Annotated in this window: 14 protein-coding genes; 11 read left to right on the top strand and 3 right to left on the bottom strand. The window is 68.3% G+C overall.

What is annotated here, in order from left to right; all coding sequences use genetic code 11:
• Positions 1–183 precede the first annotated feature (183 nt).
• The 6 genes from ABRP18_RS09800 (at position 184) to ABRP18_RS09775 (ending at position 7241) form a co-directional block, all read left to right on the top strand.
• Positions 184–1443 carry an ABC transporter substrate-binding protein gene (locus tag ABRP18_RS09800; protein ID WP_218867345.1) on the top strand — a complete coding sequence of 420 codons (1260 nt, stop codon included), beginning with the start codon at positions 184–186 and terminating at the stop codon, positions 1441–1443.
• A gap of 51 nt (positions 1444–1494) precedes the next feature.
• Positions 1495–2400, top strand: a complete 906-nt coding sequence (locus ABRP18_RS09795; RefSeq protein ID WP_045265140.1) for a carbohydrate ABC transporter permease — start codon at positions 1495–1497, stop codon at positions 2398–2400.
• The gene (locus ABRP18_RS09790) at positions 2390–3304 is read left to right on the top strand and encodes a carbohydrate ABC transporter permease (protein WP_046748404.1); all 915 of its coding nucleotides are present in this window, start codon (positions 2390–2392) and stop codon (positions 3302–3304) included. The genes ABRP18_RS09795 and ABRP18_RS09790 overlap by 11 nt, the downstream gene beginning before the upstream one ends.
• Positions 3305–3306: 2 nt before the next feature.
• Complete coding sequence (locus ABRP18_RS09785) at positions 3307–4281, top strand: ROK family protein (RefSeq protein ID WP_082682492.1); 975 nt, start codon at positions 3307–3309, stop codon at positions 4279–4281.
• A 78-nt stretch (positions 4282–4359) separates the two neighbouring features.
• On the top strand, positions 4360–5904 hold the full coding sequence (locus ABRP18_RS09780; protein WP_349885352.1) for a M81 family metallopeptidase: 1545 nt from the start codon (positions 4360–4362) through the stop codon (positions 5902–5904).
• Positions 5901–7241 carry an alpha-L-fucosidase gene (locus ABRP18_RS09775; protein WP_349884557.1) on the top strand — a complete coding sequence of 447 codons (1341 nt, stop codon included), beginning with the start codon at positions 5901–5903 and terminating at the stop codon, positions 7239–7241. Before ABRP18_RS09780 ends, ABRP18_RS09775 begins: the two co-directional genes overlap by 4 nt.
• A gap of 72 nt (positions 7242–7313) precedes the next feature.
• Here ABRP18_RS09775 and ABRP18_RS09770 read toward each other — a convergent pair whose 3' ends face one another.
• Positions 7314–10169, bottom strand: a complete 2856-nt coding sequence (locus ABRP18_RS09770; RefSeq protein ID WP_374168938.1) for an FAD-binding and (Fe-S)-binding domain-containing protein — start codon at positions 10167–10169, stop codon at positions 7314–7316.
• Positions 10170–10221: 52 nt separating this feature from the next.
• On the opposite strand from ABRP18_RS09770, the gene ABRP18_RS09765 reads away from it, so the two are divergent.
• Complete coding sequence (locus ABRP18_RS09765; protein WP_058630561.1) at positions 10222–10884, top strand: GntR family transcriptional regulator; 663 nt, start codon at positions 10222–10224, stop codon at positions 10882–10884.
• A gap of 13 nt (positions 10885–10897) precedes the next feature.
• Here ABRP18_RS09765 and ABRP18_RS09760 read toward each other — a convergent pair whose 3' ends face one another.
• A complete protein-coding gene (locus tag ABRP18_RS09760) occupies positions 10898–11866 on the bottom strand; it encodes a hypothetical protein (RefSeq protein WP_349884555.1) in 969 nt (322 codons plus the stop codon).
• A gap of 85 nt (positions 11867–11951) precedes the next feature.
• On the opposite strand from ABRP18_RS09760, the gene ABRP18_RS09755 reads away from it, so the two are divergent.
• The 3 genes from ABRP18_RS09755 to serA all read left to right on the top strand — a co-directional run bounded on the left by ABRP18_RS09755 (position 11952) and on the right by serA (position 14530).
• The gene (locus tag ABRP18_RS09755; protein WP_349884554.1) at positions 11952–12470 is read left to right on the top strand and encodes a hypothetical protein; all 519 of its coding nucleotides are present in this window, start codon (positions 11952–11954) and stop codon (positions 12468–12470) included.
• Positions 12467–12802: a hypothetical protein gene (locus ABRP18_RS09750; protein WP_058630563.1), complete on the top strand. Its 336-nt coding sequence runs from the start codon at positions 12467–12469 to the stop codon at positions 12800–12802. Before ABRP18_RS09755 ends, ABRP18_RS09750 begins: the two co-directional genes overlap by 4 nt.
• 123 nt (positions 12803–12925) lie before the next feature.
• Complete coding sequence (serA, locus tag ABRP18_RS09745; protein ID WP_058630564.1) at positions 12926–14530, top strand: phosphoglycerate dehydrogenase; 1605 nt, start codon at positions 12926–12928, stop codon at positions 14528–14530.
• A 66-nt stretch (positions 14531–14596) separates the two neighbouring features.
• Here serA and ABRP18_RS09740 read toward each other — a convergent pair whose 3' ends face one another.
• Positions 14597–15139 (bottom strand): TetR/AcrR family transcriptional regulator, encoded by a 543-nt coding sequence (locus ABRP18_RS09740; RefSeq protein WP_046748412.1) that lies wholly within the window; start codon positions 15137–15139, stop codon positions 14597–14599.
• 94 nt (positions 15140–15233) lie between these two features.
• Between ABRP18_RS09740 and ABRP18_RS09735 the strand changes: the two genes are divergently transcribed.
• A complete protein-coding gene (locus ABRP18_RS09735) occupies positions 15234–16769 on the top strand; it encodes an MFS transporter (protein WP_046748413.1) in 1536 nt (511 codons plus the stop codon).
• Positions 16770–16771: the final 2 nt, after the last annotated feature.

The following is a 16771-nucleotide window of genomic DNA, read 5'->3' as shown; positions in this document are numbered from 1 at the left end:
GAGCATCGTCAGCGTAGCGGGGGTTCGTCGTGTTTCCCGGGAGTTACGAATTATCAAGCTCCGATAAACATCGGATGTTCGGCTTGCGGCCACTTGCGAAGTATGAAACGGTAACTTCATACGAAATCCTACTAGGTTACTTCGACCCGCGAATTAACCGGTTCCCTTTCCAGGAGGCATTCAATGAAGAAGTTGCGTGTAGGGGCTGTGGTCGCCGTCGCCGGCGTCGCGGTCGCGATGACCGGCTGCGCGAGCGGCAGCGGCACGGGTGGTTCGGCAGACGGCGACACCATCGTGGTGGACATGTGGGCCGGGAGCGAGTCGGACGTGGACGCCCTCGAGGCGCAGGTCGCGTTCGCGCAGGAGCAGAACCCCGACATCAAGATCAAGCTGCAGACGTCGCCGTGGAGCGACTTCTTCACGAAGCTGACCACCAACATGGCCAGCGGCAACATGGCGTGCGTCACGGGCATGAGCGGCGCGCAGCTGGGAGGCTACACCGGCGGCTTCCGCGAGCTGAGCGATGCCGACCTGAAGACGGCGGGAATCGACTGGGCCGACTTCAATCCGAGCGCCGACGGGATCCTCAGCTTCGAGGGCAAGACCTACGGCGTGCCGTTCGACGTCGCCACCATGCTCGTCTACTACAACCAGGACATGCTGACCGCCGCCGGCGCCGCAACCCCTGAGATCGGGTGGACGTTCGACGACTTCGACAAGATCGCCGCCGACGCCACCAAGGACGGCAAGTACGGCTTCGGCATGGGTATGGGCGGCTACCAGTGGATGTCGATGCCGATCGCCTACTCCGCCACGCAGCCGGCCTCCGAGGACGGCACGTTGCACATCGATGAGAAGGCCTTCGTCGACGCGTCGACCTGGTACGCCGAGCTCGTGACCGAGAAGAAGGTCGCCGCACCCGTGGCCTCCGCTTCCGACACGGGGTGGGGAGAGAACCAGTACACCGGCGCCAACGCGGCCATGGCCGTCGACGGCACCTGGAACGCGGTGAGCTACCTCGACAACGAGTCGGGCTTCGCCGCCGGCATGGTCCCGCTGCCCGCCGGAGTCGACGGCAACCCCGGTCCGATCCTCGGCTCGGGCTACGGCATCTCGGCCAACTGCAAGAATCCCGAGGCCGCGCTCAAGGTCATGGGCTCGCTGCTCGGCGAGGACGCGCAGGACTACATCGCGTCGTCCGGCCGCTCCTACCCGGCACGCACGTCGTCGCAGCCGCTGTACTTCGAGTCGATCGACGAGAAGTACCGCGACCAGGTGAAGTCCGTCTTCGAGGCTGCGTTCGGTGACACCGTCCCCCTCTACATGACGAAGAACTGGCAGAAGCTCGACAGCTACATCCAGCCCAACCTCGTCAGCGTCTACAACGGCCAGATGACGATGGAAGAGCTGCTGTCGAACGCGCAGGCGCAGTTCGGCGAGTGATCGGGCCTCGGCCACCACAGCAGCAATGCAGTAACAGAGGAAGAAACTGAGATGACGATCACGACGAGACGTCGACGATCGCTCGCCAAGGTGGAGGCCGGTCAGGCGCTGGGATTCGCAAGCCCAGCCCTGATCGGGCTCGCCCTGTTCACGATCGTGCCCGTCGGGCTGTCGATCGTGATGAGCGTCTTCGACTGGCCGACCTTCGGCGAGCGGACCTTCAACGGCGTGGACAACTACGTCAAGCTGTTCACCAGCAGCCCCGACTTCTGGCCGGCGCTGCGCAACTCGGCGGTGTACACCCTGCTGTACGTGCCGTTGAGCGTCGCTCTCTCGCTCGTGCTCGCTCTCGGTCTGAACTCCCGGATCCGCGGTCGCGGCGCACTGAGGGTGCTGTTCTTCATCCCCGTCGTCACGCCGATGGTCGCCAACGTGCTGGTCTGGAAGATGATGCTCCAGCCGCAGGGACTCTTCAACGGCCTCTCGCAGACCTGGTTCGGCATCGAGCTGCCCAACTTCCTCGCCGATCCGTCGTGGGCCATGATCATGGTCGTCGTCATGAGCGTCTGGCAGGGACTCGGCTACAACATGCTGATCTTCTCGGCCGCCCTCGAGCAGCTCCCCGAGAGCGTGCTGGAGGCGGCGAGCATCGACGGCGCACAGGGGATCCGGCGGGTGTGGAGCATCATCGTCCCGATGATCTCGCCATCGATCTTCTTCGCCACCATCATGACGATGATCACGTCGCTGCAGGTGTTCGTGCAGCCGCAGATGCTCACCGGCGGCGGTCCGGGCAATGCCACGAAGCCGCTCGTCATGTACATCTGGGAGCAGGGATTCACCTTCGGTGATCTCGGCCTCGCCGCTGCAGCCGCGTGGATCCTGTTCGCGATCATCATCGCGATCACCGGGCTCCAGTTCGCCGCACAGAAGAAGTGGGTGCACTATGAGCACTGAGACCCTCGTCCGGCCCGCCGGACGCACCGGCCGCGCCGACCGCGAACGCGAGCGCGCACGCGGTGCGGCGACGACCCCCGGCGCCCGCGCCCGTCTGATCCTCGCGCACGTCGCGATCTACGTGGCTGCGCTGATCTTCATCTCGCCGTTGATCTACGCGTTCTTCTCGGCTCTCAAGCCGAACGCGGAGATGTTCTCGATGCCGCCGACCCTGGTGGGCTCCGAACTGCGGTGGAGCAACTTCGTCGACGTGTTCGCCTACGGGCCGTTCCTGACGTACATCATGAACTCCTTCATCGTCGCGATCGGCGGAACGCTCGTCGTGCTGATCGTCTCGACCACAGCCGGATACGCCTTCGGGCGCCTGCGGTGGAAGGGCCGGGACGCGGTGTTCGTGCTGTTCCTGGCCACCCTGATGGTTCCCGCCGAGGTGCTCGTCATCCCCATGTTCCAGGTCATGCAGTGGTTCAACTGGGTCGACACATACCAGGCGCTCATCCTTCCCTTCGCGTTCGGCGCCTTCGGCACGTTCCTGATGCGGCAGTTCTTCCGCGGCATCCCCTACGAGCTGGAGGAGGCGGCCCGTGTCGACGGCGCAGGCCCCGTGCGATCGTTCCTGCAGATCATCCTTCCGCTGTCGAAGTCGGCGGTGGCGGTGCTCGCGGTGTTCACGTTCCTCTCGTTCTGGAACAGCTACCTGTGGCCGCTGATCGTGACGGTCGACTACAACGCGCACGGCACGCTTCCGGTCGGCCTCGCGAGCTTCGCCGGGCTCACCGGCACACGGTGGGACCTGCAGATGGCAGCCGCGATCATCTCGATGGTGCCGACCACGATCCTCGTGATCGTGCTGCAGAAGCACCTCGTCAAGGGGATCGCGATGGCCGGGCTGGGTGGTCGCTGAGCATGATCAGTCAGGAACAGGGGACCAGCACGCTCATCGGTGGCGCAGCCGGACCCGGTGCGGCTCTCGTCGGGATCGACATCGGCGGCACCAAGATCGCCGCCCTTCTGGTGGACGGTGACGGTGCCGTGCTCGGCCGGGGCAGCGTCGGCGCACCGGCCGCGCTCGGCGGTGCAGCGATGGCGGATGCGGCAGCGACCCTCGCCATGTCGCTGGCAGCGGAGGCGGGAGTATCGCTGGCCGCAGCCGGAGTGGGGGCGGCCGGAGTCATCGACCACGAGACGGGGACGATCCGTGCGGCGTCGGCGACCTTCGTCGGCTGGACGGGGTTCGCCCTCGGGCATGAACTGGCGTCACGCCTCGGCGTCCCCGTGCGGGTAGAGAACGACGTGAACGCCTTCCTGCTCGGTGAGGCCGCGGCGGAAGGGCGCACGGATCGGGACGTGCTCGGCGTCATGCTCGGCACGGGGGTGGGCGGCGCCGTCCTCATCGACGGCGAACTCCACCACGGACCGCACGGTGCCGCCGGTGAGATCGGACACACACCCGGGTACAGCGACCTCGTCTGCACCTGCGGCCAGATCGGGCATCTCGAGACGCTGGCCTCCGGCACTTCCATCGCGCTGCGCTACCAGGAGAGCACGGGCGCCCCGGTGCGCGACGCTCGCGAGGTCGCCGACCGTGCGCGCCGCGGCGACACGGAGGCGATTGCGGCGTTCGACGCTGCGGGTCGGGCGCTCGCCCTCGCCTGCGCGACCGCGGCCACGATCCTCGACCTGCCCTGCGCGATCGTCGGGGGCGGGGTCACGGCCGCATGGGACCTCCTCGAGCCGGCCATCGCGCGTACGCTCGCCACCGACTCGCCGGTGTCGGGTATCCCGCTGCGCATCATTCCGGCCGTCCTCGGTTCCGACGCGGTCGCTCTCGGCGCGATCGAGACGGCCCGCCGTGCGCTCGTGCCGGCAGGCGCACGCTGAGAGACGACCCCACGCACGACCCTCGCACCACAAGGAGCACCTCACGTGACCGCACGTCCTGAAGCCCACGAGATCTGGATGGGCCCGCTTCCCACCGTCGCCGACGGCGGTCTCGCCCTGCCACGCATCGGCATCGCCGGGATCTCCATCGAGTCGAGCACCTTCTCGCCTCACATCTCCGGTGACGAGGCGTTCACGGTTCGTACCGGCCCGACGTTGCGGGGGTATTACCCGTTGCTGGACGATGGACGCGAACTCGCCTCCGCCGCGGACTGGGTGCCGCTGACCCACGGACGCTCTCTTCCTGGCGGAGCCGTCGCGCCGGAGACCTATCGCCGGATAAAGGATGCGATCGTCGCCGGCATCCGGGAGCACGGTCCCTTCGACGGGTTCTTCTTCGACATCCACGGCGCCATGAGCGTGGTCGGCATGGATGACGCCGAGGGCGATCTCGCGCTCGCGGTGCGCGCCGCCCTCGGTCCCGACACGCTGGTCTCGACCTCGATGGATCTGCACGGCAACGTCTCGGAGGTGCTGCGTGACGCGGTAGACCTGCTGACGTGTTACCGCATGGCTCCGCACGAGGATTGGATGAACACCAAGGAGCGTGCGGTGTGGAACCTGCTCGCCCGGCTGAGGGGACCGCACGGCTCCGACTCACTGCGGCGGCGCCCCTTCTCCGCCTGGGTACCCGTGCCCGTGCTGCTGCCGGGGGAGAAGACCAGCACGCGGCTGGAGCCGGCGCGCAGCATCTACGCCCAGCTGCCCAAGATCGAAGCCCTCCCCGGGGTGGTCGACGCCTCCGTCTGGATCGGCTACGCCTGGGCGGACGAGCCGCGGTGCCAGGCCTACGTGGTCGTCACCGGGGACGACGAGCAGGTGATCGCACGGGAAGCCGAGCGTGTCGCGCGGATGTTCTGGGACGCGCGCGAGGACTTCGTCTTCGTGGCCGAGACCGGCTCGCTCGACGACGCCCTCGACAAGGCCCTCGCTCCGGGAGCACCGCGGCCCTACCTGATCTCGGACTCGGGGGACAACCCGACAGCCGGTGGCGCCGGCGACGTGACCTGGACGCTCGCGCACCTGCTGGAACGCGCCGAGCTCACCGACTCCAGCCGCACCACACTCGTGGCCTCGATCTTCGACCGCGAAGCCGTCGCACGGGCTGTCGCGGCCGGCGTCGGAGCCACGGTGTCGCTCGATGCCGGAGCCCGGGTGGATTCCGGTCCACACGGACCTGTCACGATCACCGGGACCGTGTTCTCCATCAGCGACGGCGACCCGGATGCGGGTACGCAGGTCGTCATCGCCGTGGGCGGTCTGCACGCGATCATCACCGAGCGCCGCAAGCCTTTCCACCACCTCTCTGACTTCCGGATGCTGGGCCTCGAGCCCACCACCGCGGACATCGTCGTCGTGAAGATCGGCTATCTCGAACCCGAGCTCTACGAACTCGCCGCGGGGTGGACTCTCGCGCTGACCCCTGGTGGCGTCGACCAGGACCTGCTGCGGCTGGGCCACCACCGTCTGCAGCCGGGTGTCTACCCGTTCGACGCCGACGGCGATCCGGACCTGACCGCCACCGTCGTCCGCCGCGGAACCGCAGAGGAGCAGAACGCATGATGAACTTCGAGAAGCGGACAGGCCCCGACTTCGGCGCTGACGCCCCGGTGTACCCGACTCAGGGTGTGCCCGACTGGTATCGGGACGCGAAGCTCGGGTTCTTCGTCCACTGGGGGCTGTACTCGGTGCCGGCGTGGGCGGTGCAGCACGGCGACGGCGTGAACATCCCGACCGAGGATGCGTACGCCTGGCATCAGTACGCCGAGTGGTACGGCAACACGGTGCGGATCGCGGGCAGCCCCACCTGGGAGCGCCACCAGCAGTTGTTCGGCCCCGGCACCTCGTACGAGGACCTGGCCGATCGGTGGGACGCCTCGGCGTTCGATGCGGATGCCTTCGTGGGCGAGTTGGTCGGTGCCGGGGCCAAGTACATCGTCCCCACGACCAAGCACCACGAGGGTTTCTGCCTCTGGGACACGGCGACCACCGGTTTCAACGCGGTCGCTCGTGGTCCGCGCCGCGACCTGATTTCCGAGTTCCACGACGCCACCCGTCGCGCGGGGGCGAAGTTCGGGGTGTACTACTCCGGTGCGCTCGACTGGCACGTGAGCGACTTCCCGCCGATCGAGTCCGACACCGATCTGTTCCGCTTCCGTCGCAACGATGCGCACTTCGCCCGCTACTCGGCTGCCCAGCTCGAAGAGCTCGTGTCCCGCTTCTCGCCGGACGTGCTGTGGAACGACATCGAGTGGCCCGACGGTGGCAAGGCGCACGACGAGTATGCGGTCGCCGCCCTCCTGCAGCGGTACTTCGACGCGGTGCCCGACGGTGTCGTCAACGACCGTTGGGGCGTCCCGTACCACGGCTTCCTCACACGCGAATACACGGACATCCCCGAGATCATCCCGGATCCGTGGGAGTCGACCCGTGGACTCGGCTACTCCTTCGGCTTCAATCAGGCAGAGGACGAACGCCACTCGCTGTCCGGCGCGGCGCTGATCCGTCTGCTCGTCGACGTCGTGGCGAAGAACGGCAACCTGCTGATCAACGTCGGCCCCGCAGCGGACGGCTCCATCCCCGAGCTCCAGCGTCGCGCGATGCGCGAGCTGGGTGCATGGCTGCAGACGAACGGCGACGCGGTCTACGGCACGCGCCCGTGGATCCGGATGGGGGAGCGCAGCGGTGCCCCGCGTCGCTACACCACCACCGGGTCGACCGTGCATGTGCATGCTCTCGACCCGAGCATCGGGACGCTCGACCTTCCGGACGAGCTCGTGCAGTCCGACCTGCGGTGGACCGACGGCAGTGCGGTCGAGAAGGCCGACGGTGATCGTGCGGTCGTGGTGATCCCCGCGCGTCTGCGTGGAGAGGCCGTCGCGGTGCTGTCCGCAGGCTGAGACGGACGGTTCGCGACGAGACGAGGGCCCCTCCGATGGTGTCGGAAGGGCCCTCGGTGTCTTCGCGCGGAGTCAGCCCCGCGTGAGCTCCTCGAGCACCTCGATCACGTGACGGTACGGCCGGCCGGTGGCGCGGGACATTCCGATCTCGCAGGTGCGGTTCGCCGAGACGAAGGCGTCGAAGCCGCCCTGGGCGCGCTCGGCCGCTGCGATCTCCGCGGACTCCTGTGCCGTCGCGCTGGCGGTGAGCTCCGGATGCAGCATGCCGCGGTCGCCCGCGAATGCGCAGCAGCCCCACCCCTCGGGAACGAACACGTCATCCGCGACGGCGGCGGCGATCGCGGTCAACGCTCCCGTCGCTCCGAGCGCCGTCGTGGAGCATGTCGGATGCACGGCGACGGTGGGCAGCTTCGCGGGCACGGTCAGCTTCGGCAGTACTTCGCGTGCCACGAAGGTGGTCGCATCCTCGATCCGCAGCCCGGCGTATCGAGGGCTCTTCGCGACGGCCTGTGCGAGCATGACGTCCAGGCCCTCGGTGCAGGAGGCCGCGTCGCACACCACGGGAAGCTCGCCCGCGCGACTGGCCTCCCACAGCGAATCGAGCACCCGGTCCGACATCAGGGCATAGCCGTCGAGATGCCCCTTCGACTTCCAGGGTGTCCCGCAGCAGAGGCCGCCGTTCTCCTCCGGGATCACGACGGGGATACCCGCGCGGTCCAGGAGCGCTCGCAGCGCATTCCGTGACCCCTCGCCGTCGCCCTCCGCGCCGAACATGGTGCCGATGCACGCGCCGAAGACGACGGCCTGCGCATCGGTCGGCGCCTCCGGACGCGGTGGCTTCGAGCCGCCGTGGGGGAGTCCTCCGTCGTACAGCGGTACGGTGTCGGCCCCCAGCACCGCGCGGCCGAGGTGCGTGACCCCGCGCACCAGAGGGGCGGGGAGGGCGTCCGCGACGGTGAGCGCGACGCCGCCGGCGCGGGTGACCGTACCCCAGTGCTTGGCCGCCGTGCCCCACACGGCCCCCTCGATCGCGTTCGACTGCTCCGCGCGAAGTCGACGCACCAGGTCGCCCGTGTTGATGTCGACCGGGCAGGCCACACCGCACATGCCGTCGACCGCGCAGGTCTGCACGCCGTCGTAGTCGTAGTCCTTCTGCAGATCGCGCAGAAGCTCGGTGTCGCCTTGTTCCTCGGCCCACGCCATATCGCGACGGATCACGATGCGCTGTCGAGGCGTGAGCGTGATGCTCTTGCTGGGACAGGTCGGCTCGCAGTACCCGCACTCGACGCAGCGGTCGACTTCCTTCTCCACCGTCGGCACCCGTTTGAGGTCGTGCAGGTAGGAGTCGGGGTCGTCGGAGAGCACAACGCCCGGGTTCAGGATGCCGTGCGGGTCGAGGAGGTTCTTGATCTCCCACATCATGTCGGTGAGCTGGTCGCCGTACTGTCGGCGGACGAACGGCGCCATGATCCGACCGGTGCCGTGCTCCGCCTTCAGCGACCCCTGCTGCGAGAGCACGAGCTCGACGAGGTCGTCGGTGAAGCGCCGATAGCGCGCGACGCTTTCCGCATCGTCGAACCGCTCGTTGAGGAGGAAGTGGATGTTGCCGTCCTTGGCGTGTCCGAAGATGACCGAGCCCTCGTAGCCGTGCTCGGAGAAGAGCTCGAGGAGGCGCTCGCAGGTGTGGAGGAGACGCGGCACCGGGACCACGATGTCCTCCAGCAGGGCGGTCGTTCCGGACGGTCGGGCGCCCGCGACCGCCGTGTAGAGCCCCTTGCGCACGTGCCACAGCGCGGCGCGTTCGGCCGCATCCGTGGTGAGGCGCGGGGCGACGGCGAGCGGGAGGGCTTCGAAGTGCGTCTGGGCGGCGGAGCTCGACGCGGCGAGGGTGTCTGCGTCCTGAGCATGGACTTCGACCAGCAGAGCGGCGTGTCCCTGCACCTCGATCTCGGCGATGGCGTCCGGCACGTCGCTCAACCCCTGCGCGACACGCAGCGAGGCGGCGTCCATCAGCTCGATCGTGGCGAGACCGAGTCGCGTGAGATCAGGCAGAGCCGTCATCGCGGCGGACAGCGTGTCGAAGACCAGGAGGCCGGTCGCGATCGAGGGGAGCACCTCGATCGTGCGGAAGCGGGCTTCCGCCACGAAGGCGAGCGTGCCCTCGGAGCCGATGACGAGATGCTCCAGGATGCGCACCGGATCATCGAAGTCGAGCAGTGCATTGAGCCCATAGCCCATCGTGTTCTTCATCGAGAACTGCTGACGGAGGAAGGCGACGTGCTCGGGGGACGCCAGCAGACGCTCCCGCAGGGAGAGCAGGCCCTCGGCGATGGCGGGTTCCGCCGCGCGGAGCATCTCGTTCGCATCCGGGTGGCCGGTGTCGAGGATCGTGCCGCTGGGAAGCACGATCGTCATCGACTCGATCGTCCGGTACGAGTTCTCAGTGATACCGCACGCCATGCCGCTGGAGTTGTTGGCGACGACGCCGCCGATCGTGCACGCGATCTCACTCGCCGGATCGGGGCCGAGCTTGCGGCGGTACCTCGCGAGCCTGGTGTTCACCTGGCGCACCGTCGCACCCGGACCCACCCGGACCGCAGCGCCGTCGTCCTCGACACGGATGTCGCGGAAGCCGCTGCGCGTGTCCACCAGGATGTCTCCGCTGACGCTCTGACCGGACAGGCTGGTGCCTCCGGAGCGGAACGTCATCGTGCGCCCGGCAGCTCTGACCGCTCCGAAGGCACGAGCGACACCCTCCGCGTCAGCGGGGGAGAGCACGGCATCGGGGATCAGCAGGTAGTGGGACGCGTCGTGCGCGCGGGCGAAACGGTCGATCGAGCGTGCGTGCACCTGCGTCGTCGGCCCCAGCAGGGCAGGATCCAGCGGCTCGGCGAGGGTGGTCTTCACGGTGCTCCTCTGCTCCGTCATGAGATTGTCAGACAAGTGTACCGACTGCGCGGCTCTTCGATAGGCTGACCGGATGAGCACCACCTCGGAAGCGCCGCTCGGAGTCGTCGGCGTCGTCGATGCCGTGACAGCGCAGCTGCGCGGTCGCATCCTGAGCGGTGCGATCCGCTCCGGCTCCCCGATCACCGAGGCCGCCGTGTCGCAGAGCTTCGGAGTCGCACGTCCGAGCGCGAAGGCGGCGATCGAGCAGCTCGTCGCCAGCGGCCTGCTCGTGCGCACCGCGCACCGGAGCGCGCGCGTCGTCGACATCGACTCCGTGACCGTGCGCGACGTGTATCGCACCAGAACCCGCCTGGAGAGTGCGGCGCTTCGCGAACTCGCCGCGTCGAAGAACGTTCCTGCCGCGGCCCTCGCGGCGAACGCGGAGATCATGGCGATGCCCGGGGGCCCCGACCCTGCGACCGTCGCTCCCGACCTGCGCTTCCACACGGCCCTCATCGACGCGCTCGACAGCGAGCGTACGGGCCGCATGTACCGCAGCGTCCTCGACGAGGTGCGGCTGTGCATGGCGCAGGTGCAGGGCCGCCGTCTTCTCGATGCCGCGGACATCGCCGCGCAGCACGCCGACATCCTCGATGCCGTGGCGTCAGGGGACGGGGAGCGGGCGGCCGCCCTCCTCGAAGCCCATCTGTCGTCAGCGGAGGATCGGCTCGTGGAAGCGCTCGACGCGGACTAGCGTCGAGCGGGCGTCACGGCGCCGACGCCTCCTCGACCACGATGGGTGCCTCTGCGGGGTCGGCCCACACCGGTGCGGGGAGGACCGTGTCGACCTGGCCCGCCTGGATCGCGCGCAGAGCCTCTGTGATCTCCTCATCGTTCTCCGGCACCGGGAGACCGCAGGCTCGCAGCTCGGAGCCGAACTGCAGAGTGAGGCGGATCTTCCCGGCCTCGACGGCCTGTGCGGTCGTACCGGTGCGGATCTCGCTCCCCGTCTGGATCGCGGGCACCTCGTCGCAGACGTGGTAGACCTTGCCGCCGTCGACCCAGACGACCTCATCCTTTCCGAGGAGCTGGATCACGGCCGACTGGTCGGCCGTGTACTGCTCGACGGACGGCGGGTTGAAGTCGGCGCCGATGAACACCGCGAGGGCGGCGAGCACGACGCCGACGATCCCGGCTGTGGCCTTCTGGCCCTTGTCCATGTCCTTGTTGAGGAAGATCAGGATGACGAGCGGGAGGAAGGCGACCACGGCGATGATGGCCCCGAGCTGGTTCTGCACGAAAAACCGTGTCTTGTCCGCTCTGCGGGCCGGGTCGAGGCGATTGGCCTTCTTCCAGAGCACGGAACCGGTGATGGACAGAGCAGCGATGACCACGAGCAGCACGAGGAGTGTGATGAACGCCCACTGCGGGAAGGTCGCCGTGACGCCTTGCTCCTCCAGCAGTCCGGTGTCGGGGTCGCGCACCAGAGTGCCGTCCTCGCCGACGAAGACCCGCTGACGCAGGAGCCAGAAGATGCCGACGCCTTCGCCGATGATCGCGACCGCCCAGAGGATGCCGGCGATCCAACGGAACCGCGTGGCCTTCGCCTTGGCTTCCGGAGTCGGGACCCAGCCGGCTGGCGGCTCGGGAGTCGAGGTGGTGGATCGAGAGGTGGCGGGTGCAGAGCCTGCGGGTGTCGATCCGCTGCTGGCTTCCGTCTTGTCGTTGTCGGCCACGATGCTCCCCCATAACGTCCGATGCCCGCCGTTCCGGCTCGAGGCAACCCCGATCCTAGTGGACCGCGTGTCCTACGCTGGGGACATGACTTCCGATTCCGACGACGCCCTCAGCTGGGACGGCGACGAGGCCTCGAACCCCAAGGAGCGCGCCCTACCGCGCGGCTGGAAGGCCGTCGGACGGGGGAGCGACGAGGTGGGGAGGATCGAGGAAGGCGGCACCGCCGAACAGGCGCCAGCGGTCGAGCAGGTGCCGGCAGAGGAACAGGCGGCTGTCGAGGAGCAGGCGGCTGTCGAGGAGCAGGCGGGCCTGAGCACGCCGATGCTGCTGCTCGTCGGGATCGTCGGGGGCATCTATCTCCTCTACACGATCGGCTGGATCGTCGGCGGACTGCGGCTGCAGCCCCTCGCGTCGTTCCTGGTCTCCGATGTGATGTTCCTCCCGTGGTTCTTCCTCGCGATCGCCGCCCCGGCCCTCTGGTTCCTCGCGAGCTGGGTGCTCACGCGGGGGAAGGCAGGCTGGATCCGCGTCGCCGTGCTGCTCGCCGGCGTCGTCCTGCTCGTTCCCTGGCCGTTCGTCACCGTGGGGGTGATCGGATCATGATGGCTTCCGCGGTCGGAACATCGACGTCGGCGGGTTCTCCCCGCTGGCTCATCGGGCTCGTCACCGGACTGGCCGGACTCTTCTACGCCTACGCCGTGTGGAACGCCGTGGCGCACCTGATCGCGATGGCTCAGACGGGGCTGACCGGGGGAGGTTGGGCGACCCTGCTGTTCGGAGTCGTCTTCCCCGCGATCGTGTTCGCCTTCGCGTATGTCATCGGACGGCGTCGCACGGTGGGCGAGCTCGCCCTCGTCTTCCTCGCCGGACTCGGTGTCGTCGCCGTGTTCTGGATGAGTCTGATCGCGCTGAGCCTCACGATGCCGAGCGCCTGAGCCGCCCGTCGAGACGCGTCACACGGCACGGAGCGCTGTCGGCGCTCCGGTAGAGTTGTGGCGATCGCGCCCCCATGGTGTGCGGCGCATCGGCCCCTGCCGCGCTGCCCCGAAGGATCCACTGTGCCGAAGCCTGTCGTGCTCATCGCCGAAGTACTCTCTCCCGCCACGATCGACGCTCTCGGTCCCGACTTCGACGTCCGCGACGTCGATGGCACCGACCGCGAGGCGCTGTTCGCCGCACTCGCCGACGCCGACGCCGTGCTGGTCCGCTCGGCCACGCGCATCGACGAGGAGGCGCTGAGCCACGCGCCGAAGCTCAAGGTCGTCGCCCGCGCCGGCGTGGGCCTCGACAACGTCGACATCAAGGCGGCCACGGCTGCCGGGGTCATGGTCGTCAACGCCCCGACCTCGAACATCGTCTCGGCCGCCGAGCTCACGGTCGGCCACATCCTGAGCCTCGCCCGCCGCATCCCTGCCGCGCATGCCTCTCTCTCCGCCGGAGCGTGGAAGCGCAGCTCCTTCACCGGAGCCGAGCTCTTCGAGAAGACCGTCGGCATCGTCGGCCTCGGTCGCATCGGTGCTCTCGTCGCCGCGCGCCTCGCGGCCTTCGACATGCGTGTCGTCGCCTATGACCCCTACGTCACCTCTGCACGCGCCCAGCAGCTCGGCGTGCAGCTGCTCTCCCTCGACGAACTCGTCGCCGAGTCGGACTTCCTGACCATCCACATGCCCAAGACCCCGGAGACGACGGGCATGATCGGCGCCGAGCAGTTCGCGGCGATGAAGCCGACCGCGTTCGTGGTGAACGTGGCCCGTGGCGGCCTCATCGACGAGGAGGCCCTGCACGCGGCGCTCGTCGCCGGGGAGATCGCGGGAGCCGGTCTCGATGTCTTCACCTCGGAGCCGCCCGCTGAGGGCGGCACGGCTCGTCCGCTGCTCGACCTCCCGAACGTGGTCGTCACGCCCCACCTCGGCGCGAGCACCGAGGAGGCGCAGGAGAAGGCAGGCGTCTCGGTCGCTCGTTCCGTGCGCCTCGCCCTCGGCGGTGACCTCGTCCCGGACGCCGTGAACGTGGCCGGCGGCGTCATCGACCCCTACGTGCGTCCCGGCATCTCGCTCGTCGAGAAGCTCGGCCAGATCTTCGCCGCGCTCGCGACGTCGCCTCTCACCAGCCTCGACGTCGAGGTGCACGGCGAGCTGAACGACTACGACGTGAGCGTGCTCAAGCTCGCCGCGCTCAAGGGCGTATTCACCAACATCGTCAGTGAGACGGTGTCCTACGTCAACGCTCCGCTCCTCGCCGACCAGCGCGGGATCGCGGTGCGGCTGCTCAAGGACGATGTGAGCGACGAGTACCGCAACGTCATCACTCTCAGCGGTGCGCTGTCCGACGGCACTCAGCTCTCGGTGTCCGGCACGCTCACCGGTCCGAAGCAGACGGAGAAGCTCGTCGGCATCAACGACCACCGGCTCGAGCTGCCGATCGAGAAGCACCACGTCGTGATGCTTTACACCGACCGCCCCGGCATCGTCGCCGTGTACGGCCAGAAGTTCGGCGAGGCCGGCATCAACATCGCCGGAATGCAGATCGCCCGTCAGGCGGCAGGCGCCCAGGCGCTCAGTGTGCTGACGCTCGACTCGCCCGTCTCGGACGAGCTGCTCGATGACGTGCGCGGTGCCATCGACGCCGACCTGTTCCGTCAGATCGAGATCACCGAGATCTGATCGGCAGACGCAGCAGAGAGGGCGGGAGCGTGAAGCTTCCGCCCTCTCTCGTGTCTGCGGTGATCCTCAGGCGGTCGCCTTCAGAACCAGGGTGATCAGCTCCGCGAGTTCATCGCTGCGGGGCACGAGTCGCTCGGGGCCGTGCACGTCGAGCGAGTTGTTGAAGTAGAGTCCGTCGCTCACCAGCATCACCAGATCGAGGCTCGCGTTGTCGCGCACGTGCGGGCGGATCGTCTCCGCCCAGCGGCGCCTCGTGTCGCGGAGCATGTCCGCTGCGGGGATCGACCCGCCCTGGGCGAGGCGCGTCGTCGCGATCAGCACGCGATCGAGTGCGTCGTCCTCCATCACGGAGGTGCGCACGTAGTAGGCGACGGGACCTTCCTCCGCGGCGGCCATCCGTTCGAGGTCCATGGTCGTGAGGCGATCGAGCCGTTCCACGAGGCCGGCCTCGAGCTCGTCCTTGGAGCCGAAGTGATAGAGCAGGCCGCCCTTCGACACACCGGCCGCTTTCGCCGTGGCGTCGAGCGTCGCGGCTCGTTCGCCGTCTTCGATGAGGATCGCTTCGAAGGCGTCGAGCACCTTCTCGCGGGCGAGCGGAGGTCGGGGCATCGTGGATCCTCTGCGGTTTCGGGGGCGGGACTTCTGTTACTATACCATCTGGACGGTTCACTAACCGTGCGATCAAGATCCTGAGAGGTGTTCCATGACCCGTACTGCGTCGATCCCGACGACAGAGACGGATGCTCCCCGCGTCGGAGCCCGCGGCTGGGCGGCGCTCGTCGTCCTCATGCTGCCGGTGCTGCTGGTGTCGGTGGACAACACGGTGCTGAGCTTCGCGCTCCCCGAGATCTCCATCGCGCTCGCGCCCACAGGGGCCGAGCAGCTGTGGATCATCGACGTGTACCCCCTGGTGCTCGCGGGCCTGCTCGTCACCATGGGTACCTTGGGCGACCGATTCGGGCGTCGGAAGATGCTGCTGATCGGAGCCACCGGTTTCGCGGCGGTCTCCGCCCTCGCAGCCTTCGCGCCCACGGCCGGCCTGCTGATCGCCGCTCGTGCTCTGCTCGGCTTCTTCGGGGCGATGCTCATGCCGTCGACCCTGTCCCTGCTGCGCTCGATCTTCCAGAACCGCGACCAGCGCCGCATGGCGATCGCGGTGTGGGCCTCGGCCTTCTCCGCAGGATCGGCGCTGGGACCGATCGTCGGCGGTTTCCTCCTCGAGCACTTCTCCTGGGGGTCCGTCTTCCTCATCGCGGTGCCGGTGCTGATCCCTCTGCTCGTCGCTGCGCCGTTGCTGGTGCCGGAGAGCCGCGACCCCCACCCCGGTCGCATCGACTTGATCAGCATCGTCCTGTCGATGGCCACGATGATCCCGGTGGTCTACGCGATCAAGTCGCTGGCCGTGGATGGTCCGAGTCTGAAGGCCGGTGCGTGGGCACTTCTCGGCCTCGCGATGGGTTTCCTGTTCGTGCGGCGCCAGCTGCGTGCCAAGACGCCGATGCTCGACATGGCGCTGTTCAAGCGGGGGTCGTTCTCCGGGGCGATCCTGGTCAACCTGCTCAGTGTCGTGGCTCTGGTCGGCTTCCTCTACTTCGTGTCGCAGCATCTGCAGCTCGTCCTCGGGCTGTCGCCGATGACGGCAGGTCTCGCGCTGGTGCCGGGAATGGTGGCGATGATCGTGGCCGGGCTGTCGGTCGTGCCGATCTCGCGCCGGATCCCGCCGCACATCGTGATCCCCGCCGGGCTCGCGTTCTCCGTCGCCGGCTACCTGATCGTCGCTCTCACGACGCACGAGCACGGCGTCCTGCCGCTGGTGATCGCGTTCGTGGTGCTGGGCATCGGGATCGGCGCGGCCGAGACGATCTCCAACGAGCTCATCCTGTCGAGCGCTCCTGCGGCCAAGGCAGGAGCGGCCAGCGCGGTGTCCGAGACGGCGTACGAGCTCGGAGCGGTGCTCGGAACGGCTGTGCTCGGCGGCATCATCACGGCCTTCTACCGCGGAGCGCTCGTTCTTCCTGCGGGTCTTCCCGCCGACGTGGCGCATGCAGCGGAGGAGACTCTGGCTGGCGCCTATACCGCTGCGCAGGCTCTGCCGACGCAGCTCGGCGATGCGCTGTGGCAGGCCGCGTCGGACGCGTTCGGCTCCGGCGTCACCGTCACCTCGCTCATCGGTGCCGGCCTCGTGGTCGCGGCCGGAGTGATCGCGGCCGTCACACTGCGCAAGGCACCCACGCACTGACC

Origin of the sequence: Microbacterium sp. WHRI 7836, assembly GCF_040223885.2 — a bacterium.
GTDB classification, from domain to species: Bacteria; Actinomycetota; Actinomycetes; order Actinomycetales; family Microbacteriaceae; genus Microbacterium; species Microbacterium oxydans.
Note: the sequence above shows the minus strand (reverse complement) of the source record. Positions and strands in the feature narration are given on the sequence as shown.